Source organism: Vibrio sp. R12-SW3-ISO1 (assembly GCF_059834005.1).
In genome coordinates, this window is the sequence record NZ_JCBDGK010000006.1 from 156,381 (window position 1) to 177,094 (window position 20,714).

Sequence of the window (20,714 nt, forward strand, 5' to 3'; positions counted from 1 at the left end):
ATGGCGACCATGAAAGATATTGCCAAACTGGCAGGGGTCTCAACCTCTACGGTTAGCCATGTGATCAACCAATCGCGTTTTGTGAGTGAAGCGATCTCCGAGCGCGTCAATCAAGCCGCTTCTCAGCTCAATTACACGCCATCGGCGCTTGCGCGCAGTCTTAAAGTCAATCGCACCAACACCATCGGTATGCTGGTGACGACCTCGACGAACCCGTTTTTTGGTGAGGTGGTCAAGGGTGTAGAGCGCAGCTGCTATCATCAAGGCTATAACCTGATCTTGTGTAATACCGAAGGCGATCATGAGCGGATGCGTCAATCCATCAATACTCTGCTGCAAAAGCGTGTGGATGGGCTGATTCTGATGTGCTCTTCGCTTGAAGGTGAGCGCATTGATATCTTCGACAAATACCCAGACATCCCCGTTGTCGTTATGGATTGGGGCCCGATGCTGTTTACCAGCGACAAGATTCAAGATAACTCTTTGCGCGGCGGCTATTTAGCAGCGAAATATTTGATTGATTGTGGCCACACTCAGGTGGGGTGTATCACCGGGCCACTGGCAAAACACCAAGCGCAGATGCGCTATGAAGGGTATAAACGCGCGATGAACGAAGCGGGCAATGAGTTCAAAGCGAACTGGATCATCGAAGGGGACTTTGAGTGTGAAGGCGGTTACAACGCACTGCATAAGATGGTCGAGAAAGGGCCGCTGCCCAGTGCGATTTTTGTCTGCAATGACATGATGGCACTTGGCGTGATTAACGCTGCAGCCGAGTTAGGGATCAAAATTCCGGATCAGCTCTCAATCATCGGGTATGACGATATTCATATCGCTCGTTTTATGACACCCGCTTTAACCACCATCCACCAACCTAAGTATCGACTCGGCAAAGCAGCGGTCGAGGCACTATTGCAGCGCCTTGAAAACAGCGTCGAGGAGAGCCAAGTGGTGCAACTAGAGCCGACCTTGGTCGAGCGTCACACGGTGAAAAAGTTGTCGCTCTCATAGGGCGGACTTTTTGCTCAGGCAGATTTGGATTGATTAGCGTGATGATTTTTCAGTGATCATGCTGACAATCCTGTCTACACTAAAAGTACCGCAACGCACAGACCTCGCTATTCGTCACGGAATCGACGCAAACTTGGTTATTCCTACGTCGAACCTACGGGGTGGAAATTTACAAAAGCGTGAATAGCGGTTAAAAAGGCGTATATCTTCAAGTTGAGAGCAGGCAATAAGTCATTATGAGCGTATCTAGCAGTACGATACTCACTGAGAGCGGTACCAATGAGCTGGAAATCATTGAATTTCATTTAGAAAAACAGCTCCCAAATGGTAAAACCAAAACGTGTTATTACGGTATCAACGTCGCCAAAGTACGCGAAGTGATTCAGGTGCCGGAAACCACCGATTACCCCAACGCACAGCCGCATATGGTGGGCGTATTTTCATCACGTGATATTTTGACCCCGCTGGTCGATTTGGCTGGCTGGCTCGGTGTCCCGACCAACCCAGATCTCGCTCGAAAGTTTGTTATTGTCACTGACTTCAACAATATGACCAATGGTTTTTTGATTGACAGTATCAGTCGCATTCACCGTATTTCTTGGAATGACGTGGAGTCACCAAGCCAGTTTTTAGAAGCGGGCGAACAAGACTGCGTTGTTGCGGTGGTTCGTAAAGATGGCAACCTCATCATGATCCTCGACTTTGAAAAAATCATTGCCGACATTAACCCAGAATTGTCTATGGATAAATACGACGTGAAAGAAGATAAGAGCGTCGATATGAACCAACGGATGATCACCAAACGTAATGGCAAAACCATCATGGTGGTCGATGACTCTGCTTTTATCCGCTCTCTAATCCAAGATACCTTGAGTTCATCTGGCTATAACATCATTGCCTGTAAAGATGGTGGTGAAGCACACGACAAGCTGATGAATTTGATTGAAGTGGCGAAAGAGGAAAACTTACCGGTCAACGAGTTGATCGATGGTGTGGTGACGGATGTAGAGATGCCTCGTATGGATGGCATGCACTTAGTTAAACGCCTTCGAGAGAGCGAAGCGTATCAATCGATCCCCATCGTGATGTTCTCTTCTTTGATGAGTGAGGACAACCGAGCAAAAGCACTGGCACTTGGCGCGAATGACACCATTACGAAACCAGAAATTGGCAAAATGGTGGCCATGATGGATAAATACATTTTTGGTCGAACGGCCTGATTGCCAGGTCAAACGGTCCAATTCTAACAACAAAAGACACAAAAAAAGGTACGCAATGCGTACCTTTTTCTTATTTAACCAATGAAGATTAAGCTTCAGAGTGGCGTGCTTTACCATGGCCGCGTTCGCCACGGTAATTACCACGGTGATCACCACCACGGTTACGGTCGAAACGGCGTTCGCCATCACGGCCGCCTTCGCGATGACCACGACCACCTTCACGGTTGCCACGGTAACCACCTTCGCGGTTGCCATCACGACCACGGTGACCACCAAAGCCACCTTCGCGACGTCCGCCTTCACGGCGACCACCGTCACGACGTCCACGAGGCTCGCGGAAGTCGTCAAAATCACAGACCACTGCATCCACTTGCTTTTGACGAATACGCAGCTTGCGAAGTTTGCTTGCCGTGTCAGAAGACATCGCTTTTGGCAACTGAACGTACGTTTCGCCTTGAGCCAGCTTGATCGCACCGATAGAGCCTTTAGTTAGACCCAACTCGTTCGCCAATGCGCCAACGATGTCTTTCACTTGTACGCCTTGCTCGCGACCCACTTGCAATTGGTAAGTATCCCAATCTTGGGTGTTAAAGTTGCGCTCACGACCACCTTCGCGACGACCATCACGGCCACCTTCACGGCGCTCTTTACGACGTTGCTTGTCACGCTCAATTGCTTCAACCATTGGATCTTCACCAATGTAGAATAGCGGGCGTTTACCTTGCTGACGTTTCAGTAAGATAGCCGCTAGCGTGCTTGCGTCAATCTCTAACGTGGTTTGAAGCTGTTCAACCAGTTCCGCAAATTTGTCTAGAGACTTGTGCTCTTTCTCACCAGCAAGTTCTTCACCAAGTTTTACAAGGCGCGCTTGGGCAACTTGGTCACGCAGTGGCAGTTGAATCTCTTCCATAGAAGATTTAGTCACGCGCTCGATGGTGCGTAGCATGCGCATTTGGTTAGTGCGCACAAGCAGGATCGCTTTACCTTTACGTCCAGCACGACCAGTACGGCCGATACGGTGGATGTAGGACTCAACATCGAATGGGATGTCGTAGTTAAATACGTGTGTGATACGTGGTACATCAAGACCACGAGCGACAACGTCGGTCGCAACCAGAATATCAATCACACCCTGTTTGATGTGATCTACCGTGCGCTCACGCAATGATTGAGGGATGTCGCCGTGCAGCGCCGCCGCTTTAAAGCCACGTGCAGACAACCAGTCAGCCAAACGCTCAGTATCTTGACGAGTACGAACGAACACGATAGAGGCATCTGTCTCTTCTGTTTCAAGCATGCGAGACATTGCTTCATCTTTTTCTACGCCTTTCACTACCCAGAATTGCTGCTCTACTTTATCAACGGTGTGGTTCTTACCCGCGACGTCGATCATCACAGGCTCACGAAGGAAACGCTCAACGATGTTTTTCAACATTGGAGGCATAGTCGCAGAGAAAAGAACGCGCTGTGCAGATGAAGGCGCGTGCTCCATGATAGCCGTTACATCGTCAACAAAGCCCATGTTGAGCATTTCATCTGCTTCATCAAGGACAAAGGTGTGTACTTCATCGAGGTGAAGACGGTCGCGGTTAATCAGATCTTGAACACGACCTGGAGTACCGACGATGATGTGCGCGCCATTTTTAAGCGCTCGCATTTGGTCAACGATGGACGTACCACCGTAGATTTCCAATACCTTTAGACCTTGGATGTTTTTACCGAGGTTTTTCACTTCCGCTGCAACCTGGATAGCCAGTTCACGGGTAGGAGCAAGAACGATCGCTTGAGGCTTGCGCTGAGCAAGGTCAAGTTTGTTCAACAAAGGTAGAGAGAAAGCGGCTGTTTTACCGGTACCGGTTTGTGCTTTACCTAGTGCGTCAGAGCCTTCCATCAGGTGAGGGATTGCTGCTGCTTGGATAGGAGTTGGAGATACAAAGCCCATTCCGTCTAGAGCGGATAGGATGGCGTCGTTCAGTGACAAGTCACTAAACTTGATTACAGAATCTGTCATTGGGATCCTACTATATTAATTCAACTAAAGGTCCCATGAGCTCTACCAATTCCAATATCAATCCAGAAAGAGCTGATTCCGTTCAGATGCGGATGAGTCGTAAATCGCATCAAGCCACTAGGGACGTAAACAAGGGTGCGAATTATTCCTGAAAAACATAACAAAAGCCAGAAAAACTTGAGTTTCATCACAAAAAGTTCTCAAAACTGAACTGGGTGTTCATGAAAGCGTCATCATCGCTGCCTTTTTCAGCGCTTTGCGCGGCTTTTGCTCGCTTGTCATCGGCGTGAGGTGGTTTGGTCGATGCGGCAATGTTATAGTGTGCGCAATTTTTTTGCTTAGAAATGTATCCATGTTCCAAGACAATCCGCTACTCGCTCAGCTAAAGCAGCAAATCCAAGAAACCCTTCCGAAAAAAGAAGGCACGATTAAAGCCACCGAGAAAGGGTTCGGCTTTCTCGAAGTCGACAGCAAGACCAGCTTCTTTATTCCACCACCGTACATGAAAAAATGTATGCATGGGGATAAAGTCAAAGCCATCATTCGTACTGAAAAAGAGCGCGAAGTCGCTGAACCGGAAGAGCTATTGGAGCAGGGCTTAACGCGCTTCATCGGCCGTGTGAAATGGTTCAAAGGCAAACTGAACGTTGCGCCGGATCATCCTCAGTTGAAAAAGTTGTCTCTGAAAGCGAAAACGCGTAAAGGCATTAAAAGCGATGATTTGAAAGAGGGCGACTGGGTTGTTGCTCACTTAATCCGTCACCCGCTCAAGGGTGACAATGGCTTTTTTGTTGAAATCTCACAAAAAATCACCGATGCAGACGACAAAATTGCGCCGTGGTGGGTGACGTTAGCGCAAAATGACTTGCCCAACAGTGAGCCAGCAGGTATCGACCACTGGGAACTCAAAGACGACGCTGACCTTGAGCGTGTCGATATGACTGACGTTCCGTTTGTGACGATTGATGGCGCGTCGACCAAAGATATGGACGATGCGTTGTACGCGAAGAAAACGGAATCGGGCGATTTTGAACTGACGATCGCGATTGCCGATCCTACCGCGTACATCACTCCGGATAGTGAGATGGATAAAGTCGCGCGTGAGCGTGGTTTCACCATTTACTTGCCTGGGCGCAACATCCCAATGTTGCCGCGTGATCTTGCCGATGATCTCTGCTCTTTGATTGAAGGTGAGCAGCGCCCGGCGCTGTGCTGTCGTGTGACGGTAAGTCAAGATGGCGTCATCGGTGATGACATTCAGTTCTTTGCCGCGCACATTCAGTCTCATGCGCGTTTGGTGTATGACCAGCTATCTGATTGGTTAGAGACCGGCCACTGCGACAATTGGCAACCGGATGAGACCATTGCGCAAGTGGTTCAAGATCTCTACCAGTTCTCATTGGCACGTGCGCAATGGCGTGAGACGTACGCGGTTGTGTTCCCCGACCGTCCTGACTACCGCTTCGAGTTGAGTGAAGACAACGATGTGGTTGCCATTCATGCGGATATGCGCCGCTGCGCGAACCGTTTAGTGGAAGAAGCGATGATCACCGCCAACATTTGTGCGGGTCGAACGCTGCAAGCGAGCTTTGATTCAGGTGTATTCAACACCCACGCCGGCTTCAAGCCAGAGAAGATCGCGGACGTGGTAAACTTGGTTAACCCAGAAGGTGAGCTACCCTTTACGGCGGAGTCTATTGCGACCTTAGAAGGTTTTGCTGAGTTGCGTCGCTGGTTGGCGGCACAAGAGACCTCTTACCTAGATAACCGCATTCGTAAATACCAAGCTTACAGCGAAATTGGCAATCAACCTCTTCCGCACTATGCGATGGGCTTAAACTTATACGCCACGTGGACCTCACCGATTCGTAAGTACGGCGACATGATTAACCATCGTATGCTTAAGGCTCACATCCTTGGGAAAGCGCCGGTACAAATGGCAGACGAAACCGTGGGTGAAGAGCTTGCGCTGCACCGTAAGCATCATAAAATTGCTGAGCGTAATGTGGGTGATTGGTTGTATGCGCGCACACTGGCGTCAGAGGTGGAAAAAGCGACGCCTTTCCATGCAGAGATCTTCGATGTTTCTCGCGCTGGGCTACGCGTGAGACTGCTAGAAAATGGCGCAGCAGCGTTTATTCCAGGCTCATTGATTCTCGCCAACAAAGAGCGCCTCGCGTGCGATGGCGAACAAGGCACAGTGAGCATCGACAACGAGGTGATTTACCGATTGGGCGATGTGCTTGAAGTGGTGCTCAATGAGGTGAATCAGGAGACGCGAAGCCTGGTTGCCAAACCGACTCAAGTCTTTGCGGATGTGGTCGCTGCGCCTGAAACGCAAGAGAGCCCGGCGTCATAGACTCAAAGAGCACGATACGTGTTGTTAAGGGAGCCTCGGCTCCCTTTTTAGTCCCAAAATACGGCTTTGGGATCTTTATCGACTTCTCGCATGATGGCGGTGAGGTCGAGGCTAGGGGGAAGATAGGGGTAAGGAGTCCAACTCTCTTGGTCAGAGTCTTCCTGTGACAGCATAAAGAGTTGCCAAGCGCCGAGGTCGTCATTCCAATCCACTTTCGCTACTGGTGACATGTATTCGCAGTGGTTGGAATCGAGTAAAAAGAATTGTTTGATGAACACCACACCTTGCCCAGCCATTTCATAGCTGGCTTTGCCAAATTCAGCGGGTAAGCTTTGATTGCGATGCTTACAGATCATTTCCGCGCGCCTTTGGGCTTGTTTTTGTAGCAAACTGACTAGTCCCATTCTCACTCCATGACGTGAAGTCTCATGCATGCGCACTCTGTGTAGTAAGTACTTAAGCATAGACCGATCACGAATACAGTGCGCCTGAATCGATTTTCACAAAATTGTCATCTTATCGAAATATGATAGCGGCTGTTATCTGCCTAATTGTTTGGAGAAAGTTATGTTTCGCATTGCGTTGACCACTTTGATGTCAACAGTCGTGGCCTTTTCTGCCTTTTCTGCCTGGTCTGCTGAGGTCAATATTTCTGGCTCGACTTCTGTCGCGCGTGTCATGGATGTTTTGGCAGAGGATTACAACAAAGCCCACCCCGAGACTTACATTGCGGTGCAAGGTGTCGGTTCGACCGCTGGGATCACGCTAGTGAAAAAAGGCGTGGCCGATTTGGGGATGAGTTCGCGCTATTTGACGGAAAGTGAGCTCGACGCGTCGTTGTCTGTATTAACCATCGCCTATGACGGCTTAGCGGTTGTGGTCAACCAAGCGAACCCAGTGAAAAACGTCACGCGCGATCAGTTGTTTGATATCTACAAAGGCAAGATCACCAACTGGAAAGAAGTCGGTGGCCCGGATCAACGCATTGCAGTGGTGACCCGAGAAGATTCGTCAGGTTCGCGTTACAGTTTTGAAAGTCTCCTTGGCCTTACCAAAGTGATCAAAGGCCGCTTGGTGTCTGATATCAGCCCGAACAACTTGGTGGTGAACAGCAACAGCATGGTGAAAACGATCGTTAACCACAATAAACAGGCGATTGGTTTTATTTCGACGGGATCGATTGATAACTCGGTCAAAGCGATTCAGTTTGAAGGCACTGAATCCAACAACGACAATATTGCCAGTGGCCAATATGAGCTGGCTCGTCCTTTCATCATTTTGTACAAGACGGAATCGATTGATGACGAGAGCCAAGCCTTTGTCGACTATCTCACCAGCAGCGCGGCGAAAAAACGCATTGAAGAGTACGGCTATGTGGCAGTGGATAAGTCTCAAGAACCGATAGAGCCGCGCGATAGCGAGTAAAACGCAGCTAGGGTATATAAGATGAAAGGCGCCACTAGGCGCCTTTCGTTTGTCATTTTGCCAGCCAACCCGCGGCATCTTCTATGTGGTAGACGCGATTTTTGCCCTCGTTTTTGGAACGGTAGAGCGCGTTGTCCGCTGCGGTAAACAGGTTTTTCGAGTTGTAATGGGTCTGCTCATCGGACGTGACAATACCGATACTCAGCGTAATGTCATGGTGCTGACTGAACTCAAGCTGGTTAAACGCGTCACGTAGTCTCTCAGCGTAGTGCTTACCGTCTGCCGGCGTTAAGTTCGGGCAAAGGACAATAAACTCATCGCCACCCCAGCGGCCTACATGGTCATAGGCGCGAGTATGATTGAGAAGAAATTGCGCGGTTTGTCTGAGGACTTGATCGCCCACCCCATGCCCCTTGTGGTCGTTGACCGCTTTGAAATTATCCAAATCAATCAGAAACACGGAGAGAGGGTCGCAAGTGCGGTGACTTCTTTGTAGCTCTTTGCGCAACATATCGTCCATCACACTGCGGTTGTAGAGTTGAGTGAGGTGATCTTTTTCGGCGCGCTGCTTGAGGTCGAGCGTTGGTTGCAAGTCTCGGACGATACACACGGCTCGGTTCTGGTTAATGTCACTGCCAGAGGCAATCGCCACTGCCAAATCCAACTGCTTGCCCGTCTTGGACATCCCCTGAATGTTTGAGCGGTGCTGCTCCATGCGGCGATGTTTCGCTTTGTTCATAAAGTCTATACGGTATTGCTGGTGTTTCTCTCTTAGCTCGGGCGAAACTAAATCTTCGACTTTACGCTGGGTGAGCTCTTCAAAACTGTATTGAAACAGCTGGCAAGCCTTCTTGTTGGCGTAGAGGATTTGGCCGTTGTCTTCAATGTAGAGCATTCCATCAGGCGACACATCAAAGATCGCATTGAGTTCATGAGCCAAACGATACGAGCGTCGAGAAGTCTTAAAGATATACAAGCTTGCGCCCAATATGATGGGGATCATCAGCATGTTGAAGGCTAACGTGTAGCGAATGGATTGATAGACATCCTTCTCTGCCTCGACAGCAGTTTTGGCTAAGTGAGGTTCCAGTGAGTCTTGCATTGATTTTAGTGCGGTCGCCGCTGCGATATCATTCACCGCGACGATCTCATCCACTTCCGCACTGGTTAGGGTGTAGGGTAGCGAGCGGGCGAGTTCAAGGTTGGCTTTGTATTCATTTAAAGTGTTGGAGAGGATCTGAATTTCGGTTGAGAAGTCATTGGTAGTTTGCATCTGCGCTAGTTCACTGAGCAATTGATGTGATTGCTCGTAACTGGCTATAGCCGCGTGATAGTAGCTGTCATCGCGTCTGAGGACGTAGTTTTTAAAGTGGTGGATGAAACCTAGGTAACCAATGCTGCTCTCTATCTCAGTGAGCTTACGGGCCATATCGAAATGCTGAGGCGTCTGCTCGACCACCAGAGTTTCAACACGTTTGAGTGCGCCGTATTGCGTGGTGACATAAGCGACCAACAATAGGTTTAGCCCCATTGCTATCGCGATGATACACAACAGAGTCCGACGGATGTCGGAAACTTGCTTTTCCATTTTATTCTTCTCACTAGCCAACTATTGAACAGTATAGTCATACAACCCAGTAAGTATAATACCCACACTAATAATATATGAAATTATTTGCAATATTGTAGATTAATGGGTTAGAAGCTGTGAGGTAGGCATAAAAAAGCCCAGCGATGAAGGCTGGGCAGAAGGACAATAAACGGTATCTCGGTTTTAAGCGCTAGGGAGCGCTACGCCCGCTTCTTGGTGAAGACGGCGACAGGCTCGGCCATCACTGTGGAACAGATGGCAGCGATGTGCAGGGATGCCAACCGCAATGGTATCACCTGGATCAACATCCAATGTGTCTGGTTGACGGTAAATCATGTCCGCATCCGCAGCGTCGATGTGCATGTAGACTTGGGTTTCGTTACCCAGTTTCTCAACGATGTTGATTTCACCTTCAATCACGGCGTCACCCTCACCGGCAGGCAACAAGTGCTCAGGGCGAACCCCTAGTGACATACGCTCACCTCGATTGACGGTTGTACCATCGACTGGAATCCAGAATGTGGTGCCGTTCGCTAGTTGAACCATCACGCGCTCTTTTTCCACTTCTTCGATAAAGACGCTCATGAAGTTCATTTTTGGTGAGCCGATAAAGCCTGCGACAAAACGGTTTTGTGGGTAGTGGTAAAGCTCAAGTGGTTGACCGACTTGCGATACATAGCCACCATCAAGGACCACAATCTTGTCGGCCATGGTCATCGCTTCGACTTGGTCGTGAGTTACATAGATCATGGTGCAGCCAAGCTTACGTTGCAGCTTGGTAATCTCAGAGCGCATCTGAACACGCAGCGCGGCATCAAGGTTAGACAGAGGTTCATCAAGCAAGAACACGTTAGGCTGAGAGACCAGCGTACGACCAATAGCCACACGTTGGCGCTGACCGCCGGAAAGCGCTTTCGGTTGTCGCTCTAATAGGTGGCTCAATTGCAGGATTTCTGCTGCGTGCTCGACGCGCTTGTCAATTTCTGCTTTGTTCGCTTTTGCCAGCTTGAGACCAAAAGACATGTTGTCGTAAAGGTTTAAGTGTGGGTAGAGCGCGTAAGACTGGAATACCATGCCCACGCCGCGCTTAGAAGGCTCAACCTCGTTCATTCGCTCATCACCGATGTACAGATCACCGGAGGTGATGTCTTCTAAACCGGCGATACAACGCAATAAGGTGGATTTACCACAACCTGATGGACCCACGAAGACAACAAACTCGCCCTCTTGGATTTCCAAATCAACGTTCTTTGAAATAAGTACGTCACCGTAAGCTTTACATACATTTTTTAACGTGACACTCGCCATCTAGCTCGTCCTCGATCAATATTTTTGTTTTACTGCTCAACATTATATGAATTATCTGGCAAGCAATAATAGTAGGAATTCAGGTAAGGTGAACTTGAGTGTAAGAAAAAATGGGTGACGGAGTCGCTCACATCACCCATCAAGCCAATTAAGGTTTGCTTCCCCCGTGTGAAACAAGCGTCTCCCCCGTATCAAATCAGTTTCCTGAACAATCACGTGCTTGCACCATCACAGCAAACCCTGCGGCATTGCAACCAGCTATTGCGTAAAAACACGTCGCTGGAAAGGGTTCTTACCATCCACTCTTGGATGTCTGTAGTTTGCGAGAAACCGATCACGCCGACATCCTCCCGACACAATTAATTGTAGGGGGAGTAGAGGGGGAGGAGGCTTAGGGGGGAGGAAAAGGCGTAGCGAGATCGAGTTCAAATTATTGCTTGCGGTAAGCATGAATCTGATCACATTACTGATTGGTTTTGTGATTTGGGTCGCCAACCTTCGTCGATGGTGATCACGAAAATAGGCCATAATACGGAGGGCGTAGGGAGCAGGAGGATGAGTTACTTGTCACGATGGCTAAAAATATATGTCGAAATACGGCGAATCCTCTGGTGACGCCCTACAACACAAATATAAAAAGGATATGAACATGAAAAACGCCCTAAGCGCAGTAGCACTCGGTACTCTTGTTGCTCTTGGCTCATTCGGTGCAAGTGCTGCTATCGAAGAAGGTCAACTTACCATCTGGATCAACGGCGATAAAGGTTATAACGGACTTGCTGAAGTTGGTAAAAAGTTTGAAGAGGATACGGGTATCAAGGTGACCGTCGCTCACCCAGATGCACTGCAAGACAAGTTCCCTCAAACGGCTTCTACTGGCGATGGCCCTGATATTGTGTTTTGGGCGCACGACCGCTTTGGTGGTTACGCAGAAGCGGGTCTTCTTGCTGAAATCAAGCCTTCTCAAGCAATCAAAGACGGCATCGTTGATTTCGCGTGGGATGCAGTGAAGTACGACGGTAAACTTATCGGTTACCCAATCGCCGTTGAGTCATTGTCTCTTATCTACAACAAAGATTTGGTTCCTAACCCACCAAAAACGTGGGAAGAAGTAGAAGCACTAGACGCTGAGCTGAAGAAAAACGGCAAGAAAGCGATCATGTGGAATCTAAAAGAACCGTACTTCACATGGCCACTTATGGCGGCTGATGGCGGTTACGCATTCAAATACGGTTCAGCGGGTTACGACGTGAAAGACGCGGGTATCGCGAACGAAGGCGTAAAAGATGCGATGAACTTTGTTAAAGGCCTAGTCGACAAAGGCGTGATCTCTTCTGATATGGATTACTCTGTGTCTGAGTCTGCGTTTAACCAAGGTAATGTTGCGATGACCATCAACGGTCCTTGGGCATGGGGTAACGTTGAGAAGTCAGGCATCAACTACGGCGTAGCCACACTACCTAAATTCCAAGGTCAATCGTCTAAGCCATTCGTGGGTGTATTGACTGCAGGTATCAGCACAGCGTCACCAAACAAAGACCTTGCGGTTGAGTTCATTGAAAACTACTTACTGACCAACGATGGTCTACGTAAAGTGAACGATGACAAGCCACTGGGCGCGGTAGCGTTGAACTCATTCCAACGTGAGCTTGATTCTGACCAACGCATTGCAGCTACAATGGACAACGCAATGAACGGCGAAATCATGCCAAACATCCCTCAGATGAACGCTTTCTGGGGCAGCGCGAAAAATGCGATCATCAACATTGTTGATGGCCGTCAAACTGTGGATGCAGCACTTGCAGACGCAGAGAAACAAATGACTAAGTAATTGTTCGACCTTTTGAGGAGGGGGTAACCCCTCCTTCATTTCTCTTTTTTGTTTATCGCTAGCAGGTTCTCATATGCAGTCAGTTCAAGGTACAGATGCCATGGCATCACCCACAACGAGCTTGCCTACAAGTAAAAACGTATTCATCAAATGGGCGTTGCTAGGCAGTGTCGGTATCGTTAACGGATACGCAACTATTCTAATGTATTCCCGAGGTGAGATGGCGTTTGCGCTGCTCACAGTTATTCTTACCGCGCTCGCTCTGTTTATCTTTGGTAGTAAAAAGACCTACGCCCACCGCTATATCTATCCGGGTATCGCGGGGATGATCCTTTTCATTCTTTTTCCTTTGGCGTACACAATCGGTCTTGCATTCACAAACTACAGTGCGAAAAACCAATTGTCCTTCGACCGTGCGCAAACGGTTCTGCTTGATCGAACCTACCAAAGTGGTCAGAGCTACTCTTTCTCTCTCTACAATACGGGAACTGGGCATAAAATCGCGATTGAAGATGGCGAACAGCTGCTCGTGACGCAAGAGTTTGATCTGGCCAATGTAACCACAACAGATATGGATCTCACGCCTGCCACCAATGTGGATGGCGAACCTGAAGCGATCAAAACCATTATTCAAAACCGCCCGGTGCTCAATGGCTTAGACTTGCATTTACCGAGCGGTGAAGACATCCGCATGAGCGGTTTACGTAAGTTTGCTGCCGTGGTTCCTCTTTACACCCTGCAAGAGGATGGCGAGGCGCTGTACAACAACCGTACTGGTGAAATGCTACGCCCGAACATGGATGTCGGCTTCTATCAGCCGGTGGATGAGCAGGGGCAGTTTATCGGTAACACTGTCTCGCCGGGCTTTATCGTCACCATAGGGACTGACAACTTTGAGCGTGTCTGGAAAGACGACGGCATCAAAGAACCGTTTATCAGTATTTTCATCTGGACGGTTGTCTTCTCAGCGGTCAGCGTGGGCTTAACCGTCATCATCGGCTTGATCCTCGCCAGCATTGTTCAGTGGGAAGCATTGCGAGGCCGCGCGATTTACCGTGTGCTGCTTATCTTGCCTTATGCGGTGCCTGCGTTTATCTCTATCCTGATTTTCAAAGGTTTGTTTAACCAAAGCTTTGGTGAAGTGAACATGGTTCTGGAAGCCTTCTTCGGCATCAGCCCATCTTGGTTCTCAGACCCGATTATGGCGAAGATGATGATTCTTATCGTCAACACCTGGCTTGGTTTCCCTTACATGATGATCTTGTGTATGGGTCTATTGAAAGCGATTCCAGACGATCTTTACGAAGCGTCTGCGATTGATGGTTCCAATTTCATCTCGAACTTTACCAAGATTACCCTGCCACTGATGATCAAGCCGTTGACACCGCTGCTCATCGCAAGTTTTGCGTTTAACTTCAATAACTTTGTATTGATTCAGCTGTTGACGCAAGGTGGTCCAAACATGATTGGTACCTCCGAGCCGGCGGGTTACACCGACCTACTGGTGAACTACACGTACCGCATCGCGTTTGAAGGTGCAGGCGGTCAAGACTTCGGTCTGGCGAGTGCCATCGCGACGCTTATTTTCCTATTGGTGGGTGCACTTGCGCTACTCAACCTACGTGTCACGAAAGTTGCTCAAGATTAAGGAGGCTCATTATGGCTATGGTACAAGGTAAGTCATTAAAATACCGCGTTTGGGCAACACACATTGCAATGTGGGCGTTCCTATCGCTAATTATCTTCCCGCTGTTGATGATCGTTGCCATCTCATTCCGTGAAGGTAACTTCGCAACGGGTAGCATTATTCCAGATAATCCATCTTTGGAGCACTGGAAACTCGCACTGGGTTTCTCGGTCACCAACGCAGATGGTAGCGTGACACCACCACCGTTCCCAGTGTTAACCTGGCTGTGGAACTCGGTCAAAGTGGCGGGCATTTCATCTATTTTGATTGTGTGTTTATCGACTACTTCGGCGTACGCCTTTGCCCGAATGAAGTTCAAAGGTAAGAACACCATCTTGAAAGCGATGATGATCTTCCAAATGTTCCCAGCCGTTTTGGCGCTGGTGGCACTCTACGCTCTGTTTGATAAGCTCGGCCAGTACATCCCATTCTTGGGCTTGAATACTCACGGTGGTTTGATCTTCTCTTACCTCGGTGGTATCGCACTGCATGTTTGGACCATCAAAGGCTACTTTGAAACCATTGATGGCTCGCTAGAAGAAGCGGCAGCGCTTGACGGTGCAACGCCATGGCAAGCGTTCCGATTGGTTCTACTGCCATTGTCTGTGCCGATTCTTGCGGTGGTGTTCATCCTCTCGTTTATCATGGTTGTGGGTGAAGTTCCGGTGGCGTCGTTACTACTTTCTGATGTAAACTCTTACACGTTAGCGGTTGGTATGCAGCAATATCTCTACCCGCAAAACTACCTCTGGGGTGATTTTGCCGCGGCAGCAGTGTTGTCCGCATTACCAATAACCATCGTATTCTTACTTGCGCAGCGCTGGTTGGTCGGAGGATTAACCGCCGGTGGTGTGAAAGGCTAATAAGAACGATAAGGGCGACCGCGAGGTCGCCCATTTTGTTTCTTCACTTAACATTCTTGGTTTGGCCGCCGATCCGTTAAGCGAAGAGCAGTCCTGGCGTTACGCATAGCTGGCTGTTAGCAAGATTCCTTACTATTTTTACTTCTAACAGTTTTTGTAACCAAAACCCGAACTTGTTCGGGTTTTTTTATAGGACAAATTCAAGATAAATGAATAGGTTAGAGGCAGTATAGCGACCGATTATATCCCGCATAGTAGTGTTGAGAATCACTGCGAGCAACGGAGCATATTTATCTGAAAGGTGCGCCAGTAGTTACATGGCGCTGAGAAGTGGCTCTAGAACTCTCGGTTTGAAGGGGCGCAGCCGACGTATTGCAACAGCACATAGACGCTTTCTTGAGAGAGCGCGACTTTGCGAAACAGATCGGCAAACACGTCATCACCGCCAAAGCAGGTGCGGATGTAGTGGTTTATCTCTTGTGGGTTATACCCTTCCACATACAGCGTCCGTACCCATTGGTACTCTACTGCGCGTGGGTCTGAAATGGTCGATTCACTGAGCGTGGTTTCACTGACGTTCAATGGGGTTTCCTTCCGATCTTGGCGGATTGTCATCATAAGCCTAGCCATAGGCGTGTGGGTTCCCATCCAAGCGATGAAAACGTTTGCGGATTTAACCAAAACTAGATGAAGGAATGATGACAGTATGATGTCATTGCGGTGATAAGGCAGGGAAAGGTGGAATACCTCTCCCAGATTTGAGTGTCTATTTGAGGTATTTGACGTGCGCTTCCATCTCTTCGCCGATTTCTTTACGCATGTTCATTAAGCGGATCGCTGAGTCACGCAGTTTAATATCATCGGCAGTCTCGGGAATCCACTCAGGGACAGGTGAGGGCTTTCCATGCTCGTCGACCGCGACCATGATGACAATGCAGTGTGTGGTGAGGCGATTTTTCATCTCTTTAGGATCGCTGGCTTGCACGTCAATGGCGATGTGCATCGATGAGGTGCCGGTGTAGATCACTTTGGCACTTACTTCGACCAAGTTGCCAACATGGATTGGCGCTACAAAACGAATTCCGCCCGCGTAGGCAGTAATGCAGTACTTACCGCTCCATGCGGCGGCATTGGCGTAGGCCGCTAAATCTATCCACTTCATGACTGCGCCGCCGTGGACCTTACCGCCAAAATTGACGTCACCCGGCTCGGCCAGAAAACGCAGTGTAATGTCCCTTTTCCCATGGCTCATAAACTCTTCCTTTTTATTATCTTGAGCAAGCAGGGTATAGAGTTAGCACACTTTTTGGTCGAGGTGCAAACTTAACTAGCGCTGGACCTCTTCATAGTCACCTTCAATCGTGTTGCCGCTTTTATTGGCGGATGGTTCAGTGCGTGAAAATGCTGCTGAACGCTGAAGTCGTTTGCCAGCGAAAATCGCAGCGATGGTCAACGGAATAGCAAGGATAAGGCTCATTATCAAAGTAAACATGCCAACAAACAGAGCGAAGATAGCGGTGATTGCGCGTGCCATATAGGACTCCTCTTAATGTGAGAGTCTATCGTACTGAAGGCGGTATGAATGAAAGATGAATGAAAAAGGCCGCTGCATTGATGCAGCGGCAATTCGGGGGGGATTATTATTGTTGTGGAGTTGAATTGAGATCAAGCGCGGCTTTGTGGGAACGTGGGATAGCGAACGCCCATCATTTGTTCCATACAGTGGACAACCTGGCAGCTATAGCCAAACTCATTGTCATACCAAATGTAGAGCACGCAGCGGTTGTCTTGCGCAATGGTAGCTGCGCCATCGACGACACCAGCAAAACGTGAACCGACCAAATCACTCGAGACGACTTCGGTGGAATCCGTATAGTCCATCTGGGCAGACAGGCTTGAGTTCAACGCGGCATCACGAAGATACGCGTTGAGTGACGCTTTGTCGGTGCCTTGGACCAAGTTGAGGTTCGCGACTGCCATCGAGACGTTCGGAGTCGGAACGCGAATGGCATTGCCCGTGAGCTTGCCCGCCAATTCAGGTAGGGCTTTAGCGACCGCTTTAGCCGCACCGGTTGACGTTAGAACCATATTTAGCGACGCGCTGCGACCACGACGTTCGCCTGAGTGGAAATTATCAATCAAGTTTTGGTCATTGGTAAAAGAATGCACGGTTTCGATATGGCCAGACAGAATGCCGTACTGGTCATTGACCGCTTTGAGCGCCGGCGTAATCGCATTGGTCGTGCAACTGGCTGCAGAGACTATGGTGTCATTCGCTTTGATTTCATCGTGATTCACACCAAAGACGATGTTTTTGATTTCACCTTTGCCTGGAGCGGTCAGCAGCACCTTGCTCGCACCCGGGCAGGCCAAATGTTGGCTCAAGCCTTCGGCGTCGCGCCACACGCCCGTATTGTCGACCACTAACGCATTTTGAATACCGTAAGCGCTGTAATCGACATCTTGAGGTTGGTTGGCATAGATGAATTGAATGTAGTTGCCGTTCACAATCAGCGCTTTGCGCTCTTCATCGACAATGATGCTGCCATTAAATTGGCCATGAACAGAGTCGCGTCGTAGTAGACTCGCGCGCTTGGCTAAATCACCCTGCTTTCCGCCACGTACGACCACTGCGCGCAAACGTAATGGATAACCCGGGCCGGATTTTTCGACCAACAAGCGGCTTAGAAGTCGTCCAATTCGACCAAAACCATACAACACCACATCGCGAGGTGTCGGCACCGTGTTGCCATTCATCGCACCGACCAGTGCCGTGTGCAAAAAGTCACTGACGCCGTGGGCATCATCGCGGCCTTGCCAAAATTGGTGGGCGAGTTGGCCGACATCAATACGACATGGTGACAGCGCCATGGTTGAGAGCGCCTGAATCAGAGGCAGGGTTTGCTCTGTGCTCAGCGGCTTTCCGGTGTAGTGACGAGCGAGCCGATGCGCTTTGATGATGTCGATGGTGGCGGCGTTGACCAGTGTTTTGCCAAACAGCAGCACTTCAACGCCTTTTTGTCGGTAAAGTTGGCTGAGTAAAGGGGAGATCGTTTGAGCATTCGTTTGGCTTTTCTGCCAGTCTAGAAGGTGATGTTCTGGACTCATGGTTTAGGGGACCTTTCACGTTTTAGGGCTGATGCTGTATTCAGTTGGGGTGCTCAATACAGCGATAGGGTTGTAACTATTTTGTAATTTTTATGCGGCAGGATTGTAATGGCTAATATCTTATTCTGCTAGTAAAAATAATGTCGGTGGTTATCACTAGCTATCGTCGATATTGCAGAGGTTGATCACGTTAAGAATCAGTAGAAGTGCCTATTGACAAAAAATGAAGAGCGCAGTTAATTCGCGACAAAAAATACTTGTGACACGTCATTGTTGCAATCTTGCCTATAAGGTACATAAGGAATGCGTTTTGACTCATGGAATCTACAGATTTGGTAAACAAAACGCGATCTTAAAGTGGTAAACCAAGGTCGAACGCGAGTGGGGGCGTGAAGTCTTTGAGTGTCGATGAGTAAGAATGAAAAAACGGAGCGCTGTGGGCTCCGTTTTGGGGATAAAATGGGAGAGAAAAGTTTATGGTCTTGGGATCAGATCATCGAGCGGCAACCAGTTCACTTTCACACCCGCTTGTAAAAACATGTCTTGGCTGACTTTGATCTTGTCTCCCCAGCGAGAGAGAAAATCCTCAGTTTGCTCTGGGCAGTGCACCGATGAGATACCAGTCTGAATGATCTTCGCTGCACAGTTTGGGCACGGAAAGTGAGTCACCCAGATCTCGCAGCCATCTAAATCTCGCTTAGCAAACAAAATGGCATTTTCTTCGGCATGCAGCGTCTTTAGATACTTCATGTCTCTGTCATCCGTATTGGCACTGTCGGAAATGCCATGTGGATAGCCATTAAAGCCGACAGAAACGATGCGGTTCTGTTTTGTAATGACGGCGCCGACCTGAGTCGAAGGATCTTTACTCCAAGAGCCAACCAATTCTGCCATTTGGTAAAAACGTTGCGCCCACTTAGATATCATCAAAGTTTCCTCAAACAAATTAGATGGATAGGGTTGCTGACTAATATCCTTGTTTCGACGCCATTAGTCCAGCCCCACCTAGCCAATCCTATCGTTAACGGGTGAAATCGACCGCTTCACGCTCCTCGAGGTGAATATGCGTGGTCGCGGGTTGAGTCTCAGCGATCACTTTGCCGCCACGAATCGAATAACGCACTGGAACTTGACGTCTGACCGCATCGAAGCCGTTTTCTGCTTCAAGCAGCAGCAGGTTGCCCGGTTTGCCCACTTCAATCCCGTAACACTCTGTGATGTTGAGGGTACGCGCGGAGTGGTGGCTAATCAGAGCCAGTGACTGGTTGATTTGATCGTAACCCATCACTTGGCACACATGCAGCCCCATGTGCAGCACTTGCAACATGTTGGCGGTGCCAAGTGGGTACCAAGGGTCAAACACATCATCGTGGCCAAAACAGACGTTAATGTTTGCGGCTAACATCTCTTTCACGCGTGTGACGCCACGGCGTTTGGGGTAGTCGTCAAATCGACCTTGAAGGTGAATGTTGACCAGCGGGTTAGCGACAAAATTGATGCCCGACATGCGTAGCAGTCGGAACAGTCGTGACGCGTAAGCGCCATTGTATGAACCCATTGCCGTCGTGTGGCTTGCGGTGACCTTGTGCCCCATATCGAACTTGTGAGCCAATGCGGCTACGGTTTCGACGAAGCGTGATTGCTCATCATCAATTTCATCACAGTGCACATCAATCAGACGGTCGTATTGTTGTGCTAGCTCGAAGACGTAATGCAGCGATTCGACACCATACTCGCGCGTAAACTCAAAGTGCGGGATGGCACCAATCACATCGGCGCCTAGTTTGACTGCTTCTTCAAGCAGTGCTTTACCATTAGGGTAGGAGAGGATGCCTTCTTGTGGAAAGGCGACGATTTGGATATCTACCCAAGGTCGCATCTCTTCACGCACTTCAATCATTGCTTTTAGCGCAACCAGAGTCGGATCAGAGACATCCACGTGAGTACGCACATGCTGCACACCGTTTGCAATCTGCCACTTTAACGTCTGTTTGGCACGCTGCTTTACATCCTCAATAGAGAGCAGCTGCTTGCGTTCTGCCCAGCGCTCGATGCCCTCAAATAGCGTGCCCGAGATATTCCAGCTCGGTTCACCAGCCGTTTGAGTTGTGTCTAGGTGAATGTGTGGTTCGCAAAAGGGTGCGACGGCCATCGCCCCTTGTCCATCCAGCGTTTCCCCCTCAAAGTTGATAGGGGAGTTCGCATCGGTGATGGACGAAATGTGTCCATCTTCAATAAGAATCTGTTTAAGGCCGCTTTGCGCCTCAAGCGTGACGTTTTTGATCAGTAGCGATGGCATG

The 20,714-nt window shown here is 49.1% G+C and carries 17 protein-coding genes; 7 read left to right on the top strand and 10 right to left on the bottom strand.

Annotated elements, in window-relative coordinates:
* Positions 1-1,011, top strand: coding sequence for a substrate-binding domain-containing protein (locus AC6R0R_RS02155; protein WP_334551515.1), 1,011 nt, complete (start codon positions 1-3; stop codon positions 1,009-1,011).
* A gap of 236 nt (positions 1,012-1,247) precedes the next feature.
* Positions 1,248-2,231, top strand: a complete 984-nt coding sequence (locus AC6R0R_RS02160) for a chemotaxis protein (protein ID WP_500625541.1) — start codon at positions 1,248-1,250, stop codon at positions 2,229-2,231.
* 88 nt (positions 2,232-2,319) lie between these two features.
* Here AC6R0R_RS02160 and AC6R0R_RS02165 read toward each other — a convergent pair whose 3' ends face one another.
* On the bottom strand, positions 2,320-4,242 hold the full coding sequence (locus AC6R0R_RS02165) for a DEAD/DEAH box helicase (RefSeq protein ID WP_487901641.1): 1,923 nt from the start codon (positions 4,240-4,242) through the stop codon (positions 2,320-2,322).
* A 352-nt stretch (positions 4,243-4,594) separates the two neighbouring features.
* On the opposite strand from AC6R0R_RS02165, the gene rnb reads away from it, so the two are divergent.
* A complete protein-coding gene (gene rnb / locus AC6R0R_RS02170; protein ID WP_500625542.1) occupies positions 4,595-6,601 on the top strand; it encodes an exoribonuclease II in 2,007 nt (668 codons plus the stop codon).
* A 47-nt stretch (positions 6,602-6,648) separates the two neighbouring features.
* Here the strand turns inward: rnb and AC6R0R_RS02175 are convergent, their stop codons facing one another.
* Positions 6,649-7,005 carry a DUF3024 domain-containing protein gene (locus AC6R0R_RS02175; protein ID WP_500625543.1) on the bottom strand — a complete coding sequence of 119 codons (357 nt, stop codon included), beginning with the start codon at positions 7,003-7,005 and terminating at the stop codon, positions 6,649-6,651.
* A 163-nt stretch (positions 7,006-7,168) separates the two neighbouring features.
* On the opposite strand from AC6R0R_RS02175, the gene AC6R0R_RS02180 reads away from it, so the two are divergent.
* Positions 7,169-8,026, top strand: a complete 858-nt coding sequence (locus AC6R0R_RS02180) for a phosphate ABC transporter substrate-binding protein (protein WP_500625544.1) — start codon at positions 7,169-7,171, stop codon at positions 8,024-8,026.
* A gap of 52 nt (positions 8,027-8,078) precedes the next feature.
* Here the strand turns inward: AC6R0R_RS02180 and AC6R0R_RS02185 are convergent, their stop codons facing one another.
* Both AC6R0R_RS02185 and malK read right to left on the bottom strand, forming a co-directional pair.
* Positions 8,079-9,614 carry a GGDEF domain-containing protein gene (locus AC6R0R_RS02185; protein ID WP_500625545.1) on the bottom strand — a complete coding sequence of 512 codons (1,536 nt, stop codon included), beginning with the start codon at positions 9,612-9,614 and terminating at the stop codon, positions 8,079-8,081.
* A gap of 186 nt (positions 9,615-9,800) precedes the next feature.
* The gene (malK, locus tag AC6R0R_RS02190; RefSeq protein WP_500625546.1) at positions 9,801-10,925 is read right to left on the bottom strand and encodes a maltose/maltodextrin ABC transporter ATP-binding protein MalK; all 1,125 of its coding nucleotides are present in this window, start codon (positions 10,923-10,925) and stop codon (positions 9,801-9,803) included.
* 649 nt (positions 10,926-11,574) lie between these two features.
* Between malK and malE the strand changes: the two genes are divergently transcribed.
* The 3 genes from malE to malG all read left to right on the top strand — a co-directional run bounded on the left by malE (position 11,575) and on the right by malG (position 15,306).
* Positions 11,575-12,756 (top strand): maltose/maltodextrin ABC transporter substrate-binding protein MalE, encoded by a 1,182-nt coding sequence (gene malE, locus AC6R0R_RS02195; RefSeq protein WP_334551527.1) that lies wholly within the window; start codon positions 11,575-11,577, stop codon positions 12,754-12,756.
* Between the two features lie 73 nt (positions 12,757-12,829).
* The gene (gene malF / locus AC6R0R_RS02200) at positions 12,830-14,404 is read left to right on the top strand and encodes a maltose ABC transporter permease MalF (RefSeq protein WP_500625547.1); all 1,575 of its coding nucleotides are present in this window, start codon (positions 12,830-12,832) and stop codon (positions 14,402-14,404) included.
* Positions 14,405-14,415: 11 nt separating this feature from the next.
* Positions 14,416-15,306 (top strand): maltose ABC transporter permease MalG, encoded by an 891-nt coding sequence (malG, locus tag AC6R0R_RS02205; RefSeq protein ID WP_334551530.1) that lies wholly within the window; start codon positions 14,416-14,418, stop codon positions 15,304-15,306.
* 336 nt (positions 15,307-15,642) lie between these two features.
* On the opposite strand, the gene AC6R0R_RS02210 is transcribed toward malG, so the two are convergent.
* The 6 genes from AC6R0R_RS02210 to AC6R0R_RS02235 all read right to left on the bottom strand — a co-directional run bounded on the left by AC6R0R_RS02210 (position 15,643) and on the right by AC6R0R_RS02235 (position 20,713).
* A complete protein-coding gene (locus AC6R0R_RS02210; protein ID WP_500625569.1) occupies positions 15,643-15,921 on the bottom strand; it encodes a hypothetical protein in 279 nt (92 codons plus the stop codon).
* A gap of 151 nt (positions 15,922-16,072) precedes the next feature.
* Positions 16,073-16,558 carry an acyl-CoA thioesterase gene (locus AC6R0R_RS02215; RefSeq protein WP_487901632.1) on the bottom strand — a complete coding sequence of 162 codons (486 nt, stop codon included), beginning with the start codon at positions 16,556-16,558 and terminating at the stop codon, positions 16,073-16,075.
* Positions 16,559-16,633: 75 nt separating this feature from the next.
* On the bottom strand, positions 16,634-16,840 hold the full coding sequence (locus tag AC6R0R_RS02220) for a hypothetical protein (RefSeq protein WP_500625548.1): 207 nt from the start codon (positions 16,838-16,840) through the stop codon (positions 16,634-16,636).
* A gap of 131 nt (positions 16,841-16,971) precedes the next feature.
* Entirely contained in the window at positions 16,972-18,414 is a 1,443-nt protein-coding gene (locus tag AC6R0R_RS02225) for a glyceraldehyde-3-phosphate dehydrogenase (RefSeq protein ID WP_500625549.1), read from the bottom strand.
* 474 nt (positions 18,415-18,888) lie between these two features.
* The gene (locus AC6R0R_RS02230) at positions 18,889-19,341 is read right to left on the bottom strand and encodes a dCMP deaminase family protein (RefSeq protein ID WP_334551540.1); all 453 of its coding nucleotides are present in this window, start codon (positions 19,339-19,341) and stop codon (positions 18,889-18,891) included.
* Positions 19,342-19,435: 94 nt separating this feature from the next.
* The gene (locus tag AC6R0R_RS02235) at positions 19,436-20,713 is read right to left on the bottom strand and encodes a cytosine deaminase (protein ID WP_500625550.1); all 1,278 of its coding nucleotides are present in this window, start codon (positions 20,711-20,713) and stop codon (positions 19,436-19,438) included.
* Position 20,714: the final 1 nt, after the last annotated feature.